Here is a 19553-nt window from a genome sequence, read left to right as displayed (position 1 = left end):
GGCCGCGGTGCGATCGCGTCGTGGCCGACGCCCGGGGCGATCAGCCGCGCTGCGTGAGCACGATCGGGTCGCCGTCGGTGATCGCGACGGTGTGCTCGGAGTGCGCGCCGCGCGAGCCGTCGACGCTCCGCAGCGTCCAGCCGTCGGGGTCGGTGAAGATGCGGTCGGTGCGGTGGAGGAACCACGGCTCGATGGCGACCACGAGGCCGGGCTTCAGCGGAAGGCCGCGGCCCGGGCGGCCGTTGTTCGGGATGTGCGGGTCGCCGTGCATCGTGCGGCCGACCCCGTGACCGCCGAAGTCGGTGTTGATCGAGAGCCCCTCGGCCTTCGCCACGTCCGCGATCGCGCGCGAGATGTCGCCGATGCGGTTGCCGGCGCGTGCGGCAGCGATGCCGGCGTCGAGCGCGCGCTGCGTCGTGTCGATGAGGCGCAGGTCCTCGTCGCGCGGGGTGCCCACGACGACCGAGACGGCGGAGTCCGCGACCCAGCCGTCGACCGACGCCGCGAAGTCGAGGCTCAGCAGGTCGCCGTCCTTCAGCCGGTAGTCGTGGGGGAGGCCGTGCAGCACGGCATCGTTCACCGACGTGCAGATGACCTTCCCGAACGGGCTCGCGCCGAACGACGGGTGGTAGTCGATGTAGCAGCTCTCGGCGCCGGCCTTCCGGATCATCTCATGCGCGAGCGCGTCGAGCTCCAGCAGGTTCACGCCGACGGCCGCGGCCTTCGACGTCGCCTCCAATACGCTCGCCACGAAGCGGCCCGCGGGCCGCATCTCCTCGATCTCGGCGGGGGTCCTCAGTTCGATCACGCTCATCCTCTCCGCCATCCATTCTGGCGGCTCAGCCCTGAGTGAACACCCGGCCGACCGCCGGTCGCCCGAAGTACGCTGGGGGCATGCTCATCCGACGCGGGTTCTACCGGTGGCAGTTCGCCGCCGCGATCGTGCTCCCGGTGTGGCTGCTCATCGGCTACGCGATCTTCGGCTCGAGCGGCTGGGGCGTGCTCGGGCTCATGTTCGCGACCCCCGTCGCGTTCGTGATGCTCGGCGTCGTCGCGCTCCTCGTCGCCGCGCGCCCCGACGTCCGCGGCACGCGGGCCGTCGCCTGGTCCGACGTCGCGGTGCTGGGCGCCTGGCACCTGCTCATCATCGCCGCGGGGTTCTACGGGCCGACGGGCATCGCCTTCGCGGTGCTCGCGATGGTCGGCGGCATCGCCGCCTTCTGGTACGCGGTCTGGCGGCTCCTCCGGGACGGGGCGCGGCGCGTGCGCGCGACGATGGACGAGTACGAGCGCCTGGTCGCCGAGGGGTCGCCTGCGCAGGGCGTCGGCGGCGACGCGCGTCGTGCGCCGGCCGACGACGCCGGCGAGGTCATCGTGATCCGCGAGGAGCGGCGCTGGGAGGAGCGGCGGGGCTGACGCCGTCGCGCCGTGGCTCGCCGCGGCGAGGCATCCGTTCAGCGGTTTTGGCCGAGGACGACCCGATCTGGCAGAATGGTTGTTTGTGCCGTCGCATGGCTCTGCCTCCGGGGAGCCCGCACGCCGCGAGTGATCGCGCGAACGGCGCCGAACTCTTCTTCCAATCAGATCCGCGTTCGACCGGTGGCGGGCGCAGAGAGCGAACCATCATGCACATCCTCGACCACGTCGACGCCGCGAGCCTCCGCTCCGACGTCCCGGACTTCCGCCCGGGCGACACCGTCAAGGTGCACGTCAACATCATCGAAGGAACCCGCTCGCGCATCCAGGTCTTCCAGGGCGTCGTCATCGGCCGCTCGGGCGAGGGCGTGCGCGAGACCTTCACCGTCCGCAAGATCAGCTTCCAGGTGGGCGTCGAGCGCAAGTTCCCGGTCCACTCGCCGGTGATCGACCACATCGAGATCGTCACCCGCGGTGACGTCCGTCGCGCCAAGCTCTACTACCTGCGCGAGCTCCGCGGCAAGAAGGCGAAGATCAAGGAGAAGCGCGAGAACTGATCGGCCGCGCGCCGTTCCGAACGCGTCATCCGCTCGAGCTCCTCACCCCTAGACTGGGGCGGGGAGCTCGAGCCGTTTCATGACTGAAGACACACGTACTGAGCGCGATGAACGCGCCACCTCCGGTGCGCCCTCGCGCCGCCGGAGCGCACTGCTGTTCCTCCGCGACCTGGTGGTGATCTTCCTGGTCGCCGTGCTCGTCTCGTTCCTCATCAAGACGTTCCTGATCCGGTCGTTCTTCATCCCGTCGCAGTCGATGGAGGAGACGCTGATGCAGGACGACCGCATCATCGTCAACCAGCTCGTGCCCGAGGTCACGCCCATCGAGCACGGCGACGTCGTCGTGTTCAAGGACCCGGGCGGATGGTTGCCCGCTCGTTCCGAGGAGGCGCGCCCACCGCTCGTCGCGGTCGTCGACGGCTTCCTCGCCTTCGTGGGCCTCTCCGCGCCCGACTCGAACGACCACCTCGTCAAGCGCGTCGTCGGCCTCCCGGGCGACCACGTCGCCTGCTGCAACGCGCTCGGCCAGATGACCGTCAACGGCGTGCCGCTCGACGAGCCCTACGTCGCGCTGCCGCCCGGCGAGACGAAGGTCTCGCGCGACGACTTCGACGTGACCGTCCCCGACGACTCCCTGTGGGTCATGGGCGACAACCGCTACAACTCGAAGGACTCCCGCTACAACACCGGCACCCCCCTCGAGGGCTTCGTGCCGATCGAGAACGTCGTCGGTCGGGCCGTCGTGGTGAGCTGGCCGATCTCGAACTGGGCCTGGCTCGACAACTACCCCGCGGTCTTCTCGGGCGTCGACGAGGGGACCGGCTGACGTGCCTCCCGCCGGGGTGCCGACGCTGCGGCTGGAGCGCGACCTGCTGGCCGGGGGAGCACCCGTGGTTCTCGCGTGCGACGAAGTCGGTCGCGGCGCGCTCGCCGGGCCGGTGACCGTCGGGATCGTCGTCATCGACGCGACCGTCAAGCGGATGCCGGCGGGCCTGCGCGACTCCAAGCTCCTCCCCGAGCCGAAGCGCGAACTGCTCGCACCGCGCGCCGCATCCTGGGTCCTCGGTTCGGCCGTCGGTGAGGCCAGTGCCGACGAGATCGACCGGCTCGGCATCATGGCGTGCCTGGGGCTCGCCGGCGCCCGGGCGTTCGCCGCGCTCGAGGTCGACCGAACGGTCGTCGCCGGGGCGCCGCTGCTCCTCGACGGGAACTACGACTGGCTCAGCCAGTCCATCGAGCACCGCGCGCAGGTCATCACGCGCATCAAGGCCGACCGCGACTGCGCGTCGGTCTCCGCGGCATCCGTCATCGCCAAGGTGCACCGCGATCGCGGCATGCGCAGGGCGCACGACGAGACGCCGCTCTACCACTGGCACGAGAACAAGGGGTACTCGAGCGCCGCGCACTTCGCCGCGATCGCCGAGCACGGCCCGAGCGACCTGCACCGGCGCACGTGGCTGCACGACCGGACGCCGGAACCGGCGCCGTCGCTGTTCGACCTCGAAGTAGGATGATCCACGATGGATGAGGACGAGTTCGACGACTACGACCGTGAAGTGGAGCTCGCGCTGTACCGCGAGTACCGCGACATCGTGACCCAGTTCAAGTACGTGGTCGAGACCGAGCGGCGCTTCTACCTCGCGAACGAGGTCGAACTGGTGCGCCGCGACACCGAGCACGATTTCTACTTCGAGCTCACGATGAAGGACGTCTGGGTCTGGGACGTCTATCGCGCCGACCGCTTCGTCAAGTCGGTCCGCGTGCTGACCTTCAAGGACGTCAACGTGGAGGAGCTCGCGACGCGCGAGTTCGAGCTCCCGAAGGACCTCGCGCTCGAGGAGTAGCCGCTCCGCGAGCCGTCCTCCACGGGCGGCGGTTCGACGAGCACGGCCACGGAACGACGGCGACGCCCCGGGACGCCTGCGCCCGACCGCGACGCTGGGCCCATGGCCCACAACATCGAACTCGGACGGCGCGGCGAGCAGGTCGCCGCCGATCACCTCGAGGCGCGCGGCATGCGCGTCGTCGATCGCAACTGGCGCTGCGCGCACGGTGAGCTCGACCTCGTCCTGCGCGACGGCGACTGCACCGTCTTCGCCGAGGTCAAGACCCGCACCGGGCCGTCGTTCGGTCACCCGTTCGAGGCGATCACGGCGCTCAAGCTCGCGCGGCTGCGACGGCTCGCGATCGCCTGGTGCGAGGCGCACGACCGGCCGACCGCGCGCATCCGCATCGACGCCGTCGCCGTGCACGCGCCGTCGTCGGGGCCCGCGATCGTCGAGCACCTCGAGGGGATCGGCTGATGGCGGTCGCACGGACGCGCGCGATCGCGCTCGTCGGGCTCTCCGGTTCGGTCGTCGAGGTCGAGGCCGACCTCTCCAGCCAGCTCCCGGCGTTCGTCATCATCGGCCTGCCCGACACCGCGCTCGGCGAGGCCCGTGAACGGGTGCGCTCGGCCGCCGGGAACGCGGGCTGCCCGCTCCCGGCGCGACGCCTGACGGTCAACCTCTCGCCGGCGTCCCTGCCCAAGCACGGGTCGGCCTTCGACCTGGCGATCGCACTGGCCTGCCTGGCCGCGGCCGGCACCGTCGACGCGGAATCCGTCGCGCGCTTCGTCCACCTCGGCGAGCTCGGGCTCGACGGGCGGCTCCGCGCGACGCACGGGATCCTGCCGGCCGTGCTCGCCGCCGCTCGGGCCGGGCATGAGCGGGTGATGGTGCCCTCGGCGAACGCGACCGAGGCTCGCCTCGTCCCGGGCATCGAGGTGGTCCCCGTCGCGACGCTCCGCGAGGCGGTCGAGCGCCACGGCGGTGATCCAGGGCACGAAGCCGCCCGCGTCGGCGAGCCCGTCGACGAGCCCGTCGAGCCTGCGATCCCAGCGGGCAGGGGGCCCGAGGGCGATCTCGCGGACGTCATCGGCGGCGACGAGCCGATCCAGGCGCTCCTCATCGCGGCCGCGGGCGGCCATCACCTGCTGCTCGCCGGCCCACCGGGCGCCGGCAAGACCATGCTCGCCTCCCGGCTGCCCGGAATCCTGCCCGACCTCTCGCCCGAGGCGGCGCTCGAGGTCGCGTCGCTCCGCTCGCTCGCCGGTCACCCGATCGGCGAGACGCTGTCGGTGCGACCGCCGTTCGAGGCACCGCACCACACCGCGAGTGCCGCTGCGATGGTCGGCGGCGGGAGTCGGGGCATCCGCCCCGGTGCCGCCGCGCGGGCGTCGCACGGCGTGCTCTTCCTGGACGAAGCGCCCGAATTCCCGGCCAGCGTGCTCGACGCACTCCGCCAGCCGCTCGAGTCGGGCCTGATCAGCATCCACCGGGCGAACGCGGTCGCGACCTTCCCCGCTCGATTCCAGCTCGTGCTCGCGGCCAACCCGTGCCCGTGCGGCGGCGGGGACTCGCCCGACGACGGCTGCGCGTGCCCGCCGGCGGCCAAGCGTCGGTACTTCGCGCGCATCTCGGGGCCACTGCTGGATCGTGTCGACCTCAGGCTGTTCGTTCACCGCGTCACCCCGTCCCGGCTGAACATGGAGCGCGACCGCGCAGGCGATCCCGGGGCCGCTCCCGTGATGACCTCGGAGGAGGCGCGCCGACTCGTGGCGCGGGCTCGCTCCGCCGCTGCCCGTCGTCTCGCGGGAACGCCGTGGCGCACCAACGCCGAGATGCCCGGACCATGGCTCCGCGGCGACGGCGGACTGCATCCCGGATCGGTCGCGACCCGAGCGCTCGACCGCTCGCTCGAGCGCGGCGGCGTGACGATGCGCGGGTACGACCGCGTGCTCAAGGTCGCCTGGACGATCGCCGACCTCGAGGGCGTCGAGCGCCCGAACGCCGAGCATGTCGGGCGCGCGCTCGCGATGCGGCTGGGGACGGCGGCATGAGCGGCGACATCCTGGCCGCGCTCGCCGCCGACCTCGCCGACGCGATCGCCGTGGTCAGGCCGCGCTCGGGTGGGGCGGCCTCGGCGTCGATCGACGTCGAGGAGGCGGTCGCGACCGCCCTGCTCGGCTACGTCTCCGAGCCCGGCGACGGCGTGCTCGGCAAGATCGTCGGCATGCTCGGCGCCCGACCGGTCGCGGCCGGGCTGCTCGGCGGTCGCTCCGGGGCCGAGCTCGCCGAGCGGGCGGCCGCCCACGATCCGGGCGGGCTCGATGCCCCGAGCGCACGCGAACTCGCCGCCGGACTCGCACGCTGGCGGCCGCGCCTCGACGAGGCGGCGTTCACCCGGTCGGTCGCGCAGGCCGCGCGCGTGCGCGCGCGACTCCTGCTCACCGCCGATGCGGCGTGGCCGGACGCGGTCGCCGACCTCGGCGCTCACGCGCCGCTCGCGCTGTGGGTGCGCGGTCGGTCGGCGGCGCTCACCGAGGCACCGGGCATCGCCCTCGTCGGCGCGCGAGCTGCGACGGGGTACGGCGAGCACGTCGCCATCGAGGCGTCGGCCGGCCTCGTCGACCGCGGGTTCACCGTCGTCTCGGGCGGCGCCTACGGCATCGACGGAACGGCGCACCGGTCGGCGCTCGCCGCCGGGGGCACCACGGTGGCCTTCCTCGCGGGCGGCGTCGACCGCTTCTATCCCGCCGGTCACGAGACGCTCCTCGGCCGCATCGCCGAGACCGGCGCGGTCGTCTCCGAGCTCTCGTGCGGCGCGGCTCCGACGCGCTGGCGCTTCCTCCAGCGGAACCGGCTGATCGCGGCCGCCTCCCGGGCGACGGTCGTGCTCGAAGCGGGCATGCGATCCGGGTCGCTGAACACGGCCGGTCACGCGGCGGCGCTCGGCCGCCCGCTCGGTGCCGTGCCCGGACCGGTCACGAGTCCGGCATCGGCGGGCTGCCATCGCCTGCTCCGCGAGTTCGATGCAGTCTGCGTGACGGATGCCGCGCAGATGGCGGAGCTCGTCGGGGACGCGGCGGTCGGGCTCGCCGACGAGTCCCGCGACGACGTCGTCCGGGTCGACGGGCGGGCGCCGCTGCCGGCCCTCGATGGGCTGACCTCGCCCGAACGGCGGGTGCTCGACGCCCTCGCGGCCCGCCGCGAGCGCACCATCGGCGAGCTCGTCCGCTCGACGGGGCTGGCCCCCGGGGCCGTCATGGGGGCGCTCGGCGCACTGGACGCCACGGGCCTCGCGGCCCGGTCCGGCGAGGGTTGGGTTCGCCGACCCCCCGATTGAGGCTCGGCTTCACGCGGACGGTGGTTCTAGGCTGGCCGCGGAGGCAGACATGGATCATCCTCGGCTCGGCAGGTACCCCGCGGCACGACACGTGATCGCGCACCTCAGCGACACGCACCTCCTCGAGGGCGGTGCGCGACTCGGCGGGCGCGCCGACACCGTCACCCAGCTCGAACGCGCGTCGGAGCAGATCGCGCGCATGGCGGGCGGCATCGACGCGATCCTCGTCAGCGGGGACATCGCCGACCTCGGCGAGGACGACGCCTATCGTCGCGTCCGTGCCGCGCTCGACCCAGTCGCCGCGGCGACCGGCGCCCGCCTGATCTGGGTGATGGGCAACCACGACGAACGCGCTCCCTTCCGACGGGTGCTGCTCGACGACGACAGCGGGGACGAGAGCCCGGTGAACCAGGTGATCGACCTCGACGGCCTGCGCATCGTCACCGTCGATTCGAGCGTGCCTGGCTACCACCACGGCATCCTCGAAGCCGAGACGCTGGACTGGCTCGACGCCGTGCTCGCGGCGCCCGCACCGAACGGGACGATCGTCGCGCTGCACCACGCCCCCATCGCGACCCCCCTGGCGCTGATGGACGTCCTCGAGCTCCGACGTCAGGACGAGTTCGCCGAGGTCCTCCGGGACCGCGACGTCCGCGCGATCCTCGGCGGGCACCTCCACTATCCGACGCAGGGCACCTTCGCCGGGATCCCCGTCTCCGTGGCCGGTTCGCTCGCCTACACGATGGACCTCTCCGCGCCCGCGCGGCACCTCGTCGGCATCGACGGCGGCAGGTCCTTCTCGCTCGTGCACTGCTTCGACGACGCCGTCGTCACCTCGGTGGTGCCCGTCGGGACGTTCGGCGAGATCACCAGCTTCGGCGAGCAGTTCCTGGCCGAGGTCGAAGCACTCGACGAGGAAGGCCGGCTCGACCGCTTCTCGCGGAAGCGCGAATGGGTGACGGATGGCTGATCCGGCGGAGGACGACCCGCCGCGGAACCGGACGCGCACCGATGTCCGCCCGACCGGCATCGACGACGCCGTCGACGCGTACCTCGGGCATGTCCGCCTGGAGCGCGGCTATTCGGAGCACACGGTGGCCGCCTACGCATCCGATCTCGCCGACCTGACGCGGTTCGCGGAGGCGCGTGCCGTGACCACCGTCGACGGCGTCGACCTCGACCTGCTGCGCGACTGGCTGTGGGAGGCCACCGAGCGCGGACTCGCCCGGGCCACCGTGAGCCGCCGCGCGGCATCCGCCCGAGGGCTCTGCGCCTGGCTCGAACGCACCGGAGCGCTGCCGACCGATCCGGCCGCACGACTGCGCGCCCCTCGCGCCAGGCGCAGCCTGCCCCGCGTCGTCGCGGCTCCCGCGGTCTCGGCACTGCTCGACGGCCTCCAGGCGCGCGCCGCCGGGGGCGAGCCGGTGCCCGTCCGCGACCTCGCGGTGATCGAGATGCTCTACGCGTGCGGGCTCCGCGTCTCCGAGTTGGTCGGACTCGACATCGACGACATCGATCGCGGGAACCGCACGGTGCGCGTCACGGGCAAGGGGTCGAAGGAACGCGTCGTCCCGTACGGTGCACCCGCCGCCGCGGCGCTGGACCGCTACCTCGCCTCGGGTCGACCTGCACTGCTCGCCGCCTCCTCCTCATCCGAGGGCGCAGCGAGCGGCCACGCGGGGCGGGCCGTGTTCGTCGGCGTCCGCGGCGGCCGCCTCGGCGTCCGGAGCGTGCATCGCCTCGTCGCCGGCCTCCTCGAGGAGCTGCCGGGCTCCGGTCCCGCCGGACCCCACGCCTTCCGGCACAGCGCCGCCACGCACCTGCTCGACGGCGGTGCCGACCTCCGCGCCGTCCAGGAGTTCCTCGGGCATGCGAGCCTCGGAACGACGCAGATCTACACCCACGTCTCGGCCGAACGGCTCAAGCAGACCTATCGCACGGCGCACCCGCGCGCCTGAACGCGCTCGACGCCCCGCGTCATCCCGCCATGGGGAGGAGCACCGCGCGGGGCACTCCGCCGAACCACAGCAGCGGCGAGACGTACTCGCCGTGCACCCGCACGCCGAGGTGGACGCATCGGTCGTCGCAGTGACCGCCCGTCGTCACGACCGCAACCGGATCGCCGGCCCGCACCGCGGCACCGGTCGCCACGCCGGCCGCGACCGGCTCGATCGAGCTGACGACACCGCCGCCGTGATCGATCGAGAGCACCCCGCGGCCGGCGACGGGGCCCGCGAACGACACGACGCCGGTCGCCGGCGCCACGACCGTCCTCCCCGGCAGGGCGGCGAGATCGATCCCGCGGTGTCCGGCCGAGTAGGGCGTCGGCGGGGCTCGGAACGGCCCGACGACGACGACCGGCGGTCCGACTGGCCAGTCCCAGCGGTCGGCCGGCCCGACGACGGATGCTGCGGCGCGCTCGGTCGGGACCGGCGATGCGCTCGTCGATGCCGACGCGGAACCGGGCGCGGCCAGGACGACGACGAGGGCGGCGAGCAGGCCTGCGACGCCCGCCGCGACGGCGGGGCCGGGAACGGGGGAGAGGCGCATGCGTCGAGCGTGGCGCAGCCGCAGGCGCTCGTCGGCCGCGCGCCCGCGGTGGGGCGTGACGGCCGTCGGAGCACCGGTGGTGAGGAGGGGTCGCCAAGCAGCGCCGTGATAGCATGACCGGAGCGCCCCGCCTGTCGGGGCGACTACGCGTGCCCATTCGGCCACCGACTCCACTCAGTCCCGCTCGCTGCCTCGAAGCACGAGCCGGCGGAGCCGTGCCGGGCACCAGGGCTTCCGACCGCCGGTCGGAGCATCAACTGAGAACAGAAGGAGTACGGCCATGGCCGTCGTCACCATTCGCCAGCTGCTCGACAGCGGCGTGCACTTCGGGCACCAGACCCGCCGTTGGAACCCGAAGATGAAGCGCTTCATCTTCACCGAGCGTTCCGGCATCTACATCATCGACCTCCAGCAGTCGCTCGCCTACATCGACAAGGCGTACGACTTCGTCAAGGAGACGGTCGCCCACGGCGGCACCATCCTCTTCGTCGGCACGAAGAAGCAGGCGCAGGAGTCGATCGCCGAGCAGGCCACGCGCGTCGGCCAGCCGTACGTCAACCAGCGTTGGCTCGGCGGCCTCCTCACCAACTTCGCCACGGTCTCCAAGCGCCTCGCGCGCATGAAGGAGCTCGAGGAGCTGGACTTCGAGGGCACGACCTCGGGCTTCACCAAGAAGGAGCTCCTCCTCAAGAAGCGCGAGCTCGACAAGCTGCACAAGTCGCTCGGCGGCATCCGCAACCTCTCGAAGACGCCGTCGGCGCTCTGGGTCGTGGACACCAAGAAGGAGCACCTCGCGATCGACGAGGCCAAGAAGCTCGGCATCCCCGTCATCGGCATCCTCGACACGAACTGCGACCCCGACGAGGTCCAGTACCCGATCCCGGGCAACGACGACGCGATCCGCTCGGTGAGCCTGCTCACGCGCATCATCGCCGACGCGGCCGCCGAGGGCCTCATCCAGCGTCACCAGAAGCCCGAGGAGGGCGAAGAGGCCGAGCCGCTCGCCGAGTGGGAGCAGGAGCTCCTCAAGGCCGGCTCGGAGACCACCCCGGAGCAGGCCTCCGCCGAGACCGAGAAGGTCGCGGAGTCGGAGTCCGAGGCGAAGGCCGAGGCCGCTGAGGTCGTCGACGAGGCGGCGACCGAGGTCGCCGCGACCGAGTCCGAGGCCGACGCCACGGCCGCTGCTGCCGCCGAGTAGACGCGGCACCCCCACCCACTCCGAAACGACAGGGAGTCCATTCCACATGGCCAACGTCAGCATCGCCGACATCAAGGCGCTCCGCGAGCAGCTCGGGACCGGCATGAGCGACACCAAGAACGCGCTCGTCGAGGCAGACGGCGACATCGAGAAGGCGACCGAGATCCTTCGCCTGAAGGGCGCCAAGGGCAACGCCAAGCGTGCCGACCGCTCGACCTCGGAGGGCCTCGTCGCCGCCGTCGAGAACGGCGACGGCACCGCCACCCTCATCGAGCTCGCGTGCGAGACCGACTTCGTCGCCAAGGGCGACAAGTTCGTCGGCCTCGCCGACCGCGTGCTCGCGGCCGTCGCCGCGGGCCGGGCCGAGACCGTCGAGGCCGCCCTGGCCGCGCCGGCCGAGGCCGGCACCGTCGGCGAGCTCATCGACGGCGAGGCCGCGATCCTCGGCGAGAAGGTCGAGCTCCGTCGCGTCCGCCTCGTCAAGGGCGAGCACTTCTCGATCTACCTCCACAAGACCTCGAAGGACCTGCCCCCGCAGGTCGGCGTGGTCCTCGGCTACGCGGGCGACGACGCGGAGACCGCGCGCTCGATCGCGCAGCACATCTCGTTCGCCGCACCGGAGTACCTCACCCGTGAGGACGTGCCGGCCGAGGCGGTCGAGAAGGAGCGTGCGCTCGTCGAGCAGATCACCCGCGAAGAGGGCAAGCCCGAGGCCGCCCTCCCGAAGATCGTCGAGGGTCGCCTCGGCGCGTTCTTCAAGCAGGTCGCGCTGCTCGAGCAGGACTACGCCAAGGACAACAAGCTGTCCGTCGGCAAGGTCGTGCAGGACGCCGGTCTGACCGTGAGCGACTTCGCGCGCTTCAAGGTCGGCGCGTAACACGTGACAGGGGAGTCCGGACCGCATCGCGCGGTCCGGGCTCCTTTGCCGTGTCCGGAGGCCGCGGCGACGCGCATCGGCCGCGGCGCGGTCCCGCCTGCACTGCGGCGCGGGCCCGGAACCACTAGTTTTGACTCCCAGAGGGGAAGGATCGGTCGGGGATGACGGAACACACGCGCAGGGTGCTGCTCAAGCTGTCGGGCGAGGCGTTCGGCGGCGGCGCACTGGGAGTCAACCCCGACGTCGTCAGTTCGCTGGCGCGCGAGATCGCCGATGCCGCGCGCACGGTCGAGGTCGCGATCGTCGTCGGCGGCGGCAACTTCTTCCGCGGCGCCGAGCTGAGCCAGCGCGGGATGGATCGCGGACGCGCCGACTACATGGGCATGCTCGGCACCGTGATGAACTCGCTCGCCCTCCAGGACTTCCTCGAGCAGGCGGGTGCCGAGACCCGGGTCCAGTCCGCGATCTCGATGACGCAGGTCGCCGAGCCCTACATCCCGCGCCGAGCCGAGCGGCACCTCGAGAAGGGCCGGGTGGTCATCTTCGGCGCCGGTGCCGGGCTGCCGTACTTCTCCACCGACACGGTCGCGGCGCAGCGCGCACTGGAGATCGGCGCGGAGGTCGTGCTCGTCGCGAAGAACGGCGTCGACGGGGTCTACTCCGACGACCCCCGCACGAATCCCGACGCCCACAAGATCGACCGGATCAGCTACCAGGAGGCGCTGCAGCGGGGCCTCAAGGTCGTCGACTCGACCGCGTTCAGCCTCTGCATGGACAACGGCATGCCGATGCAGGTCTTCGGCATGGAGCCCGCGGGCAACGTGACGAAGGCGATCCTGGGCGCCGACCTCGGCACCATCGTGAGCAACGGCGAGCCGGCCGCCGATCGATAGACTGTCCCGAGCCCGAGAGAAGGAGTCCCCGTGATCGCGGATGTACTGTCCGAAGCAAGTGCACGCATGCAGAAGGCCGTGGAGGTCGCCAAGGATGACTTCGCCTCCGTCCGCACCGGCCGCGCCAACCCGCAGCTCTTCCAGAAGATCATGGTGAGCTACTACGGCACGCCGACGCCGCTCGCCCAGCTCGCCTCGCTCGCGAACCCCGAGGCCCGCACGCTCGTCGTGACGCCCTACGACAAGTCCGCGATGAAGGACATCGAGCAGGCCATCCGCGACACGCCCAACCTCGGTGCGAACCCGTCGAACGACGGCAACATCATCCGCGTCACCCTCCCCGAGCTGACCGAGGAGCGCCGCAAGGAGTTCGTCAAGATCGTGCGCTCGAAGGCGGAGGACGCCCGGGTGTCCGTCCGCAACATCCGTCGCAAGGCGAAGGACGACCTCGAGTCGCTCAAGGGCGAGGTCGGCGACGACGAGGTGGCACGCGGCGAGAAGGAGCTCGAGCACGTGACCAAGTCCCACGTCGACCAGATCGACGAGGCGCTGAAGCGCAAGGAAGCCGAACTCCTCGAGGTCTGAGGCACACCATGACGGGCGTCCCTGATGGGGAACGGTCGGACGCCGACGACCAGCGGCATTCGACGCGCGACGACCTCCGCGCTCAGATGCATGCGCGGCGGGTCGATCTCGAGCGCCAGTTCGAGGCGTCGCGGGCGCAGTTCGACGAGGCCCAGGAGCGCATCAACGCCCGGACCGGTCGGAACCTGCTGCTCGCCATCCTGATCGGACTCGCGTTCGGCGGCACGCTGCTGCTCAGCCTCCTCGTGTTCAAGGAGCTGTTCATGGTGTTCGCGGTCGTCCTGGCCGGGTTCTCCAGCTCCGAGCTCGCGGCCGCGTTGAAGCACGGCGGGTACCGGGTGCCGCGCATCCCGACCGTCGCGGCGGCGGTCGTGGCCGTGCCCGTGGCGTACTACGGCGGGCCGGCGGGGCAGCTCGCAGCGGTCCTCATCGGGATGACGCTCGTCGTGCTGTGGCGACTCGCGCAGCAGGCCTCGGCGAGCGTCCGTGCCGAGACGTCGGGACTCGCGCGCGACCTCGGCGCGGGGATCTTCGTGCAGGGGTACGTCACCTTCCTCGCCACGTTCGCGGTCGTGCTCACCGCCGCCGACGGCGGACAGTGGTGGACGTTGGCCTTCATCATCACCGCGGTCGCCGCCGACACCGGCGCGTACGCCTCCGGCCTCGCCTTCGGCCGGCATCCGATGGCTCCCGTCATCAGTCCGAAGAAGACGTGGGAGGGCTTCGCCGGGGGCGCGCTCGCGAGCCTGGTCGCCGGCGTCCTGCTCGCGCTCTTCATGCTCGGGCAGCCCTGGTGGTTCGGCCTGGCCTTCGGCGCGGCGATCTTCCTGACGGCGACCCTCGGCGACCTGGCCGAGTCGCTCATCAAGCGCGACCTCGGCATCAAGGACATGAGCTCGTGGCTGCCCGGGCACGGCGGGTTCCTCGATCGACTCGACTCGATCCTGCCGTCCGCGGCGGTCGCGTTCGTCGCATTCCAGATCTTCGCCTGACCGTGCGCGAGGAACGGGTGCTCGTGCGCGATACTGGTGCGGTGGATGCCACGTTCCCCCGGGCCCGCAGGAATCAGCTGGGCTACAAGACCACCGAGGTCGAGGACTTCCTCCAACGCGCCCGCCGCGCATACGACGGCCGCCCCGAGGCCGAGGATCAGGGGCTGGATGCCGAGCGCATCCGCCTGACCGCGTTCTCGATGCAGAAGGGCGGCTACTCGACCTCCCACGTCGACGCGGCCATGGAACGACTGGAGGACGCGTTCGCGTTCCGCGAGCGGCAGATCGCCTCACGGCTGCACGGCGACGAGGCATGGCTCGCCGAGGCGCGGACGACGGCGCAGGTGGTGGCGAACCGACTCGCCCGCCCGGAGGGGGCCCGCTTCGACCGCGTCAGCTGGCTCGCCGTCGGCTACGACGTGCACGAGGTCGACGCGTTCGCCGATCGACTCACCCGGTACTTCCGAGACGGGTGGCCGGTGGCGATCGACGACGTGCGCGCCGTCGTGTTCTCCGCCCAGCGCGGCGGATACCGCGAGGCGCAGGTCGACCTCGTCCTGGACGCCGTCGTCGACGTGATGCTCGCGGTCCGGTGAGCGGCTCGGGGTTCGACCGGGGGGACTCCCTCCGTTACACTCATCCAATCGTGGGCAGGCATACGGATGAGTACGACGACATGCCGATGGATGCCGTCCGCGAGCGATGGGCGCGTGACGACGCCGCGGCCGGAGTGCGATCCCGTCGGCCGCACGAGGCGGGGCGCAGCGTCCGGCCCGCCCCGCGGGTCGAGACGCCCGCGCCGACCCGACCGGCGCAGCGCGGGAGCGTGACGGGCCCCGTCAAGCAGGCGGCGACCGTGGTGTTCGCGTTCGCGGCATCCGTCTGCTTCCTGCTCGTCAACGTCGTCGACCCCTACTCGGGCGCGACGGCGACCTCGACCTACGTCCCGGTCGACCGCTTCGGCGGCGAGGCCACGCAGGAGGTCGAACTCGCCGACGGGTACTCGTCGCTCGCGGTGGCATCCGAGGGGTACGTCGTCGAGGCGAAGCCCGACGAGCCCGAGCCGCCGGCGGCCTCCGCAGGCTGGGCGCCGCCCGCAGTGGTGCCCGATCCGGGCAGCGCGCAGGCCTACGGTGCGCAGGCGGTCGCCGCGCGCGGCTGGCCGACGACCGAGTTCGACTGCCTCGTCGTGCTGTGGAACAAGGAGTCCGGATGGCGCGTGAACGCCTACAACGCGTCGAGCGGGGCGTACGGCATCCCCCAGGCCCTTCCGGGGTCGAAGATGGCGACCGCCGGCGCCGACTGGGAGACGAATCCGGCCACGCAGATCGAATGGGGCCTCGGGTACATCCAGGCCCGCTACGGCACCCCCTGCGGCGCGTGGGCGCACTCGCAGAGCGTCGGGTGGTACTGACCCGCTCCGCCGCCGGAATCCGCCCCCGACCGTAGACTGGACCGATGGCCCGCTCGCACCGCTCCCGTGGTCGCGCCGCGAAGGCGCGTGAGCCGCACCCGGAGCTCGATGTCGCGCGGATGACGGCCGGCTGGCGCCGCACCGAGGTGCGCGCCGGGCGCGAATGGAACGTGCAGCCCGTCTCCGAGGCGCAGGCGGTCAAGGCCTACCTGTGCCCGGGTTGCGGGCTCGAGATCGACCCCGGTGTCGCGCACCTCGTCGCCTGGCGCGCCGATGGCGTGCTGGGCGACGCGGCGGACCTCGCCTCGCGCCGGCACTGGCACACCCACTGCTGGAGGATCGGACCCACGTGACCGACGAGACCATGACCGAGATCCGCGCCGGAGCCGTGCTGCCGGCGCACCGCGAGGAGATCGAACTGCGCACCGACGACGGGCTCCGCCTCGTCGGGGAGCTCGCGACACCGCTCGACCGGGCGCCCGTGGCGACCCTCGTGACGCTGCACCCGCTGCCTACCGCCGGCGGCTTCATGGACTCGCACATCCTGCGCAAGGCCGCGGCGCGACTGCCCGCCCTCGCCGACCTCGCGGTGCTCCGCTTCAACACGCGAGGCACGAGCTCGGTCCGCGGGACGAGCGAGGGCGAGTTCGGCCACGGCGTCAGCGAGCGGGCGGATGTCGCGGCCGCGATGCGCTTCGTCGCCGAGCGCGGACTGCCGAATCCGTGGCTCGTCGGGTGGTCGTTCGGGACCGAGCTCGCGCTGAAGTACGGCCTCGAGCACGGCATCGCCGGCGCGATCCTCCTCTCGCCGCCGTTGCATCGCACGAGCGACGAGGAGCTCGCGCGCTGGCGGTCCGCACCGGTCCCCGTGGTCGCGCTGATCCCCGAGCACGACGACTTCCTCAAGCCGGCCGAGGCGGCAGAGCGGTTCTCCGGCCTGCCGAACCTGACGCGCATCGATGTGGAGGGCGGCAAGCACCTGTGGGTGGGGGAGTCCCAGACGCGGCGCGTGCTGGACGAGATCGTGCGTGCCGTGAACCCCGCGGCGTCCCCGTTGCCGACGCAGTGGCCCGCGGCATCCGTGTCGACCCCCGATGCGTGACGCGTGAGCATCGACGCCCCGGGCGGCCTGAGCCGCCTCAGCGCTCGTTCTGGCGCGGGATCACGACCTGCTTGATGATGAGCAGGATCGCGGCGGCGATCGGGATCGCCACGAGCGCCCCCAGGATGCCGAGCAGCGCGCCGCCCGCCAGCGCGGCGACCACCACCAGCGCCCCCGGCACCTTCACGGCGCGGCTCATGATGCGCGGAGAGAGCACGTACGCCTCGACCTGCATGTAGATCAGGTAGTAGATGGCGGCGACGAGCGCCGTGAGCGGCGACCCGAGGCCGGGGATCAGGCAGAGCAGCACGATGATCACCGATCCCGTGAGCGTGCCGACGAGCGGGACCAGCGAGAACAGGAACGCGATGAAGGCGAGCACCGCGGGGAAGGGCGCGCGGATGATCGACAGGAACGTGAAGCTCAGGAACCCGTTGACGGCCGCGAGCGAGACCTGCCCGATCACGTAGCGCCCGACCGACTGGGTGATCTGCTCGGTCAGGTCGGCGAACCGTGCGCGCCGCGACGCGGGGATGAGCTGGTAGGTCGCCCGCTTCATCGCGTCGAGCGACGCGGTGAAGTAGATCGTGAGGACGGCGACCACGATGACGGCGAACACCCCGCCCCCGATCGCGATCGCGACCGCCCACACGCCGCCGAGCAGCTCGCTCAGGCGGTTCGGGTTCGTGAAGAAGTCGGTGAGCGCCGCTCCCGCCTGCTCGCTGATCTCCTCGATCAGCAGCAGCGGGAACTGCTCCTGCAGCCAGGCGATCCAGTCGACGCGGTTGATCTGCGAGATGATGCCCGGGATCTGGGCGACCAGCTCGGCCACCTGGTCGACGATGATCGGGATCACCGCGATGAGCAGCGCGGCGACGACCGCCGCGACGCCCGCGATGACGAGCAGGATGGCGGCCCAACGCGGAAGCCCTCGGCGCTCGAGCCCGCTCACGGCGGGCTCGAGGCCGAGGGCCAGGAACAGTGCTGCTCCGATGTAGGTGAGGATCGTGGACAGGCTCGACACGGCGGACAGGATGACGAGTCCCGTGCCGACGCCGAGCGTGCCGACGAGCGCGATGCGGAACGCGTTCTGGATCTTCAATCCCCGCGCTCCCTCGACTCGAGTTACTTGTTCGCCACCTGCTCCGCCTGGGTCAGCACGCCGCGGAGGCTCTCGAAGTAGCCGGCGACGGCGTCTCGCTCGATCCTAATCTGGGCGAGGCGGTCCTCGGCGTCCGCCACGAGGGCGCGCGTGCGCTCCTCGGCGTCGGCGATGAGCTTGCGGGCCTGCGAGTGCGCCGCCGCGACGCGCTCGCGCGCCTCCTCGTCGGCCTTGTCGCGAGCGTTCGCGATGTCGGTCCGCGCCTCGGTCTCGAGCCGCTCGGCCTCGGCGCGCGCCTCGGCGGTGCGGGCGACCGCCTCGGCGAGCTCGGCGTTGGAGTCCTCGAGGAACTTCTTCGTCTGCTCGGCGGCCTCCTGCTGCGCCGCGAGCAGTTCCTGCTCGGCCTCGTCGCGCTTGGTGGCGAGCTCGGCCTCGAGGTCCATGCGGGCGCGCTCGATCTCGCGACGCATCCGGTCGACCTCGTGCGTGGTCTTCTTCTTCATCGAGGTCAGCTGGTTGTCGAGGTCGATCCTGGCCTGCTCGGCCTCGGCCTCGAAGTCGGCGCGGGCCTGCTCCTGCTCGAGCGCGAGGTCGGCGCGCATCTGCTCGAGCTCCGCCGCGTGCTTCGCGCGAATGCGATCGAGTTCGTGCTGCAGCTTGAGGCGCGCGGTCTCGGTCTCACGCTCGAGGTCGACGCCGACCTGCTCGCGCTCCTGCGCGAGCTTGACCCGCTCCGCCTCGAGTTCGCGGTCGAGGTCGGTCCGCGCCTGCTCGAGCTCGTGCTCGAGCACGGCGCGACGCTCCTCGATCTCCGCGTCGAGCGCGGCGCGGGCTTCGGTGGACTCGCGCTCGAGGTCGAGTCGGGCCTGCTCGGTCTCCTTGGCGAGGTCGATGCGGGCCTGCTCGGTCTCCTTGGCGAGCTCCGCACGCTTCTGGTCGAGCTCGACCGCGACCTCGGCGCGCGTCTGCTCCGTCTCCTCCTGGAGGCCGGCCGCGGCGGCGCGCGCCTCGTTCGCCTCGGTGTTGGCGGCGACGAGCATCTCGGCGGCCTTGCGCTCGGCCTCGGCGACGACGGCCGCGGACTCGCGCTTCGCGGTCGCGCGGACCTCGGCGGCCTCGGTCGACGCGGTGCCCCGGATCGACGCGGCGTCGCGGTTGGCGTCGTCGCGCACCTGCTCGCTCGACTCGTGTGCGCGGGCGACCATGTCGTCGGCCTCGGCGCGGGCGTTCTCGAGCAGGCGGTTGGCCTGCGCGCGCGCCTCGCTCAGCGTGCGCTCGGCGAGCTCGTGCGCGTCGGAGCGCATGAGGTGCGACTCGTCCTCCGCAGCGCGGCGAAGCTTCTCGGCGTCGATGTCGGCCTGGGCGATGAGGCGGGTCGACTGCTCCTCGGCGACGCGGAGCGTGTTCTCGAGCTTCGTGCCGAGGCCGGAGAAGGTCGGGCTGCCGACCTCCTCGAGCTCAGCGGTCAGTTCCTCGATGCGCGCGAGGAGTCGCTTGTTCTCCTTCTGCGCGTCACCGGACGCGTTGTTCGCCGAGATGATCTCGCGGCGGAGCTGGTTGATGCTGCGGTCGACCTCGTCCTTGTCGTATCCGCGGAACACCTGCGTGAACTCGGTCTCTTCGACGGCCAATTCTTCCTCCGGGGTCCGTGTCCCGCGTTGTGGGGGGTTGTGGGGGGCGCGCGGGTCGCATCCGATCATA

The 19553-nt window shown here is 71.9% G+C and carries 23 protein-coding genes; 19 read left to right on the top strand and 4 right to left on the bottom strand.

What is annotated here, in order from left to right:
• Positions 1 to 40: 40 nt before the first annotated feature.
• The gene (gene map, locus GJR97_RS15460) at positions 41 to 808 is read right to left on the bottom strand and encodes a type I methionyl aminopeptidase (protein WP_324613582.1); all 768 of its coding nucleotides are present in this window, start codon (positions 806 to 808) and stop codon (positions 41 to 43) included.
• A gap of 86 nt (positions 809 to 894) precedes the next feature.
• Between map and GJR97_RS15455 the strand changes: the two genes are divergently transcribed.
• From GJR97_RS15455 to GJR97_RS15410, 10 genes are all read left to right on the top strand, one after another.
• A complete protein-coding gene (locus GJR97_RS15455) occupies positions 895 to 1416 on the top strand; it encodes a hypothetical protein (RefSeq protein ID WP_154347630.1) in 522 nt (173 codons plus the stop codon).
• A 209-nt stretch (positions 1417 to 1625) separates the two neighbouring features.
• Positions 1626 to 1973: a 50S ribosomal protein L19 gene (gene rplS, locus GJR97_RS15450; RefSeq protein WP_154347629.1), complete on the top strand. Its 348-nt coding sequence runs from the start codon at positions 1626 to 1628 to the stop codon at positions 1971 to 1973.
• A 79-nt stretch (positions 1974 to 2052) separates the two neighbouring features.
• Positions 2053 to 2799, top strand: a complete 747-nt coding sequence (gene lepB, locus GJR97_RS15445; protein WP_154347628.1) for a signal peptidase I — start codon at positions 2053 to 2055, stop codon at positions 2797 to 2799.
• 1 nt (position 2800) lies between these two features.
• Entirely contained in the window at positions 2801 to 3487 is a 687-nt protein-coding gene (locus tag GJR97_RS15440) for a ribonuclease HII (protein WP_324613581.1), read from the top strand.
• Positions 3488 to 3493: 6 nt separating this feature from the next.
• Complete coding sequence (locus tag GJR97_RS15435; protein ID WP_129234496.1) at positions 3494 to 3817, top strand: DUF2469 family protein; 324 nt, start codon at positions 3494 to 3496, stop codon at positions 3815 to 3817.
• A 102-nt stretch (positions 3818 to 3919) separates the two neighbouring features.
• Positions 3920 to 4276 (top strand): YraN family protein, encoded by a 357-nt coding sequence (locus GJR97_RS15430; RefSeq protein ID WP_154347627.1) that lies wholly within the window; start codon positions 3920 to 3922, stop codon positions 4274 to 4276.
• Positions 4276 to 5853 carry a YifB family Mg chelatase-like AAA ATPase gene (locus GJR97_RS15425; protein WP_154347626.1) on the top strand — a complete coding sequence of 526 codons (1578 nt, stop codon included), beginning with the start codon at positions 4276 to 4278 and terminating at the stop codon, positions 5851 to 5853. The genes GJR97_RS15430 and GJR97_RS15425 overlap by 1 nt, the downstream gene beginning before the upstream one ends.
• On the top strand, positions 5850 to 7139 hold the full coding sequence (dprA, locus tag GJR97_RS15420; RefSeq protein WP_154347625.1) for a DNA-processing protein DprA: 1290 nt from the start codon (positions 5850 to 5852) through the stop codon (positions 7137 to 7139). Before GJR97_RS15425 ends, dprA begins: the two co-directional genes overlap by 4 nt.
• A 49-nt stretch (positions 7140 to 7188) precedes the next feature.
• Positions 7189 to 8109, top strand: coding sequence for a phosphodiesterase (locus tag GJR97_RS15415; protein WP_154347624.1), 921 nt, complete (start codon positions 7189 to 7191; stop codon positions 8107 to 8109).
• Entirely contained in the window at positions 8102 to 9097 is a 996-nt protein-coding gene (locus GJR97_RS15410; protein ID WP_154347623.1) for a tyrosine recombinase XerC, read from the top strand. Before GJR97_RS15415 ends, GJR97_RS15410 begins: the two co-directional genes overlap by 8 nt.
• 19 nt (positions 9098 to 9116) lie before the next feature.
• Here GJR97_RS15410 and GJR97_RS15405 read toward each other — a convergent pair whose 3' ends face one another.
• Positions 9117 to 9689: a M23 family metallopeptidase gene (locus tag GJR97_RS15405; RefSeq protein WP_229276314.1), complete on the bottom strand. Its 573-nt coding sequence runs from the start codon at positions 9687 to 9689 to the stop codon at positions 9117 to 9119.
• Between the two features lie 280 nt (positions 9690 to 9969).
• On the opposite strand from GJR97_RS15405, the gene rpsB reads away from it, so the two are divergent.
• The 9 genes from rpsB (at position 9970) to GJR97_RS15360 (ending at position 16750) form a co-directional block, all read left to right on the top strand.
• Entirely contained in the window at positions 9970 to 10887 is a 918-nt protein-coding gene (rpsB, locus tag GJR97_RS15400; protein WP_154347622.1) for a 30S ribosomal protein S2, read from the top strand.
• Between the two features lie 46 nt (positions 10888 to 10933).
• Positions 10934 to 11764, top strand: coding sequence for a translation elongation factor Ts (gene tsf / locus GJR97_RS15395; protein ID WP_154347621.1), 831 nt, complete (start codon positions 10934 to 10936; stop codon positions 11762 to 11764).
• Between the two features lie 161 nt (positions 11765 to 11925).
• Entirely contained in the window at positions 11926 to 12657 is a 732-nt protein-coding gene (pyrH, locus tag GJR97_RS15390) for a UMP kinase (RefSeq protein WP_154347620.1), read from the top strand.
• Between the two features lie 30 nt (positions 12658 to 12687).
• Positions 12688 to 13242, top strand: coding sequence for a ribosome recycling factor (gene frr / locus GJR97_RS15385; RefSeq protein ID WP_324613580.1), 555 nt, complete (start codon positions 12688 to 12690; stop codon positions 13240 to 13242).
• A gap of 8 nt (positions 13243 to 13250) precedes the next feature.
• Positions 13251 to 14234 (top strand): phosphatidate cytidylyltransferase, encoded by a 984-nt coding sequence (locus GJR97_RS15380; RefSeq protein ID WP_229276313.1) that lies wholly within the window; start codon positions 13251 to 13253, stop codon positions 14232 to 14234.
• A gap of 41 nt (positions 14235 to 14275) precedes the next feature.
• Positions 14276 to 14830, top strand: a complete 555-nt coding sequence (locus GJR97_RS15375) for a DivIVA domain-containing protein (protein ID WP_324613579.1) — start codon at positions 14276 to 14278, stop codon at positions 14828 to 14830.
• A 230-nt stretch (positions 14831 to 15060) separates the two neighbouring features.
• Positions 15061 to 15648 carry an aggregation-promoting factor C-terminal-like domain-containing protein gene (locus GJR97_RS18850; RefSeq protein WP_324613578.1) on the top strand — a complete coding sequence of 196 codons (588 nt, stop codon included), beginning with the start codon at positions 15061 to 15063 and terminating at the stop codon, positions 15646 to 15648.
• Between the two features lie 44 nt (positions 15649 to 15692).
• Positions 15693 to 16001, top strand: a complete 309-nt coding sequence (locus tag GJR97_RS15365) for a hypothetical protein (protein WP_195760732.1) — start codon at positions 15693 to 15695, stop codon at positions 15999 to 16001.
• Between the two features lie 11 nt (positions 16002 to 16012).
• Entirely contained in the window at positions 16013 to 16750 is a 738-nt protein-coding gene (locus GJR97_RS15360; protein WP_154347735.1) for an alpha/beta hydrolase, read from the top strand.
• Positions 16751 to 16787: 37 nt separating this feature from the next.
• On the opposite strand, the gene GJR97_RS15355 is transcribed toward GJR97_RS15360, so the two are convergent.
• Positions 16788 to 17852, bottom strand: a complete 1065-nt coding sequence (locus tag GJR97_RS15355; RefSeq protein WP_154347618.1) for an AI-2E family transporter — start codon at positions 17850 to 17852, stop codon at positions 16788 to 16790.
• Between the two features lie 23 nt (positions 17853 to 17875).
• Entirely contained in the window at positions 17876 to 19483 is a 1608-nt protein-coding gene (locus tag GJR97_RS15350) for a DivIVA domain-containing protein (protein ID WP_154347617.1), read from the bottom strand.
• Positions 19484 to 19553: the final 70 nt, after the last annotated feature.

Origin of the sequence: Agromyces kandeliae (assembly GCF_009674665.1) — a bacterium.
In the GTDB taxonomy this organism is placed as follows: domain Bacteria; phylum Actinomycetota; class Actinomycetes; order Actinomycetales; family Microbacteriaceae; genus Agromyces; species Agromyces kandeliae.
Note: the sequence above shows the minus strand (reverse complement) of the source record. Positions and strands in the feature narration are given on the sequence as shown.

Coding starts and splice junctions, on each gene's coding strand:
- GJR97_RS15455 (WP_154347630.1), top strand. CDS start 895: ATGCTCATCCGACGCGGGTTCTACCGGTGGCAGTTCGCCGCCGCGATC.
- rplS (WP_154347629.1), top strand. CDS start 1,626: ATGCACATCCTCGACCACGTCGACGCCGCGAGCCTCCGCTCCGACGTC.
- lepB (WP_154347628.1), top strand. CDS start 2,053: ATGACTGAAGACACACGTACTGAGCGCGATGAACGCGCCACCTCCGGT.
- GJR97_RS15435 (WP_129234496.1), top strand. CDS start 3,494: ATGGATGAGGACGAGTTCGACGACTACGACCGTGAAGTGGAGCTCGCG.
- GJR97_RS15430 (WP_154347627.1), top strand. CDS start 3,920: ATGGCCCACAACATCGAACTCGGACGGCGCGGCGAGCAGGTCGCCGCC.
- GJR97_RS15425 (WP_154347626.1), top strand. CDS start 4,276: ATGGCGGTCGCACGGACGCGCGCGATCGCGCTCGTCGGGCTCTCCGGT.
- dprA (WP_154347625.1), top strand. CDS start 5,850: ATGAGCGGCGACATCCTGGCCGCGCTCGCCGCCGACCTCGCCGACGCG.
- GJR97_RS15415 (WP_154347624.1), top strand. CDS start 7,189: ATGGATCATCCTCGGCTCGGCAGGTACCCCGCGGCACGACACGTGATC.
- GJR97_RS15410 (WP_154347623.1), top strand. CDS start 8,102: ATGGCTGATCCGGCGGAGGACGACCCGCCGCGGAACCGGACGCGCACC.
- GJR97_RS15405 (WP_229276314.1), bottom strand. CDS start 9,689: ATGCGCCTCTCCCCCGTTCCCGGCCCCGCCGTCGCGGCGGGCGTCGCA.
- rpsB (WP_154347622.1), top strand. CDS start 9,970: ATGGCCGTCGTCACCATTCGCCAGCTGCTCGACAGCGGCGTGCACTTC.
- tsf (WP_154347621.1), top strand. CDS start 10,934: ATGGCCAACGTCAGCATCGCCGACATCAAGGCGCTCCGCGAGCAGCTC.
- pyrH (WP_154347620.1), top strand. CDS start 11,926: ATGACGGAACACACGCGCAGGGTGCTGCTCAAGCTGTCGGGCGAGGCG.
- GJR97_RS15380 (WP_229276313.1), top strand. CDS start 13,251: ATGACGGGCGTCCCTGATGGGGAACGGTCGGACGCCGACGACCAGCGG.
- GJR97_RS15365 (WP_195760732.1), top strand. CDS start 15,693: ATGGCCCGCTCGCACCGCTCCCGTGGTCGCGCCGCGAAGGCGCGTGAG.
- GJR97_RS15360 (WP_154347735.1), top strand. CDS start 16,013: ATGACCGAGATCCGCGCCGGAGCCGTGCTGCCGGCGCACCGCGAGGAG.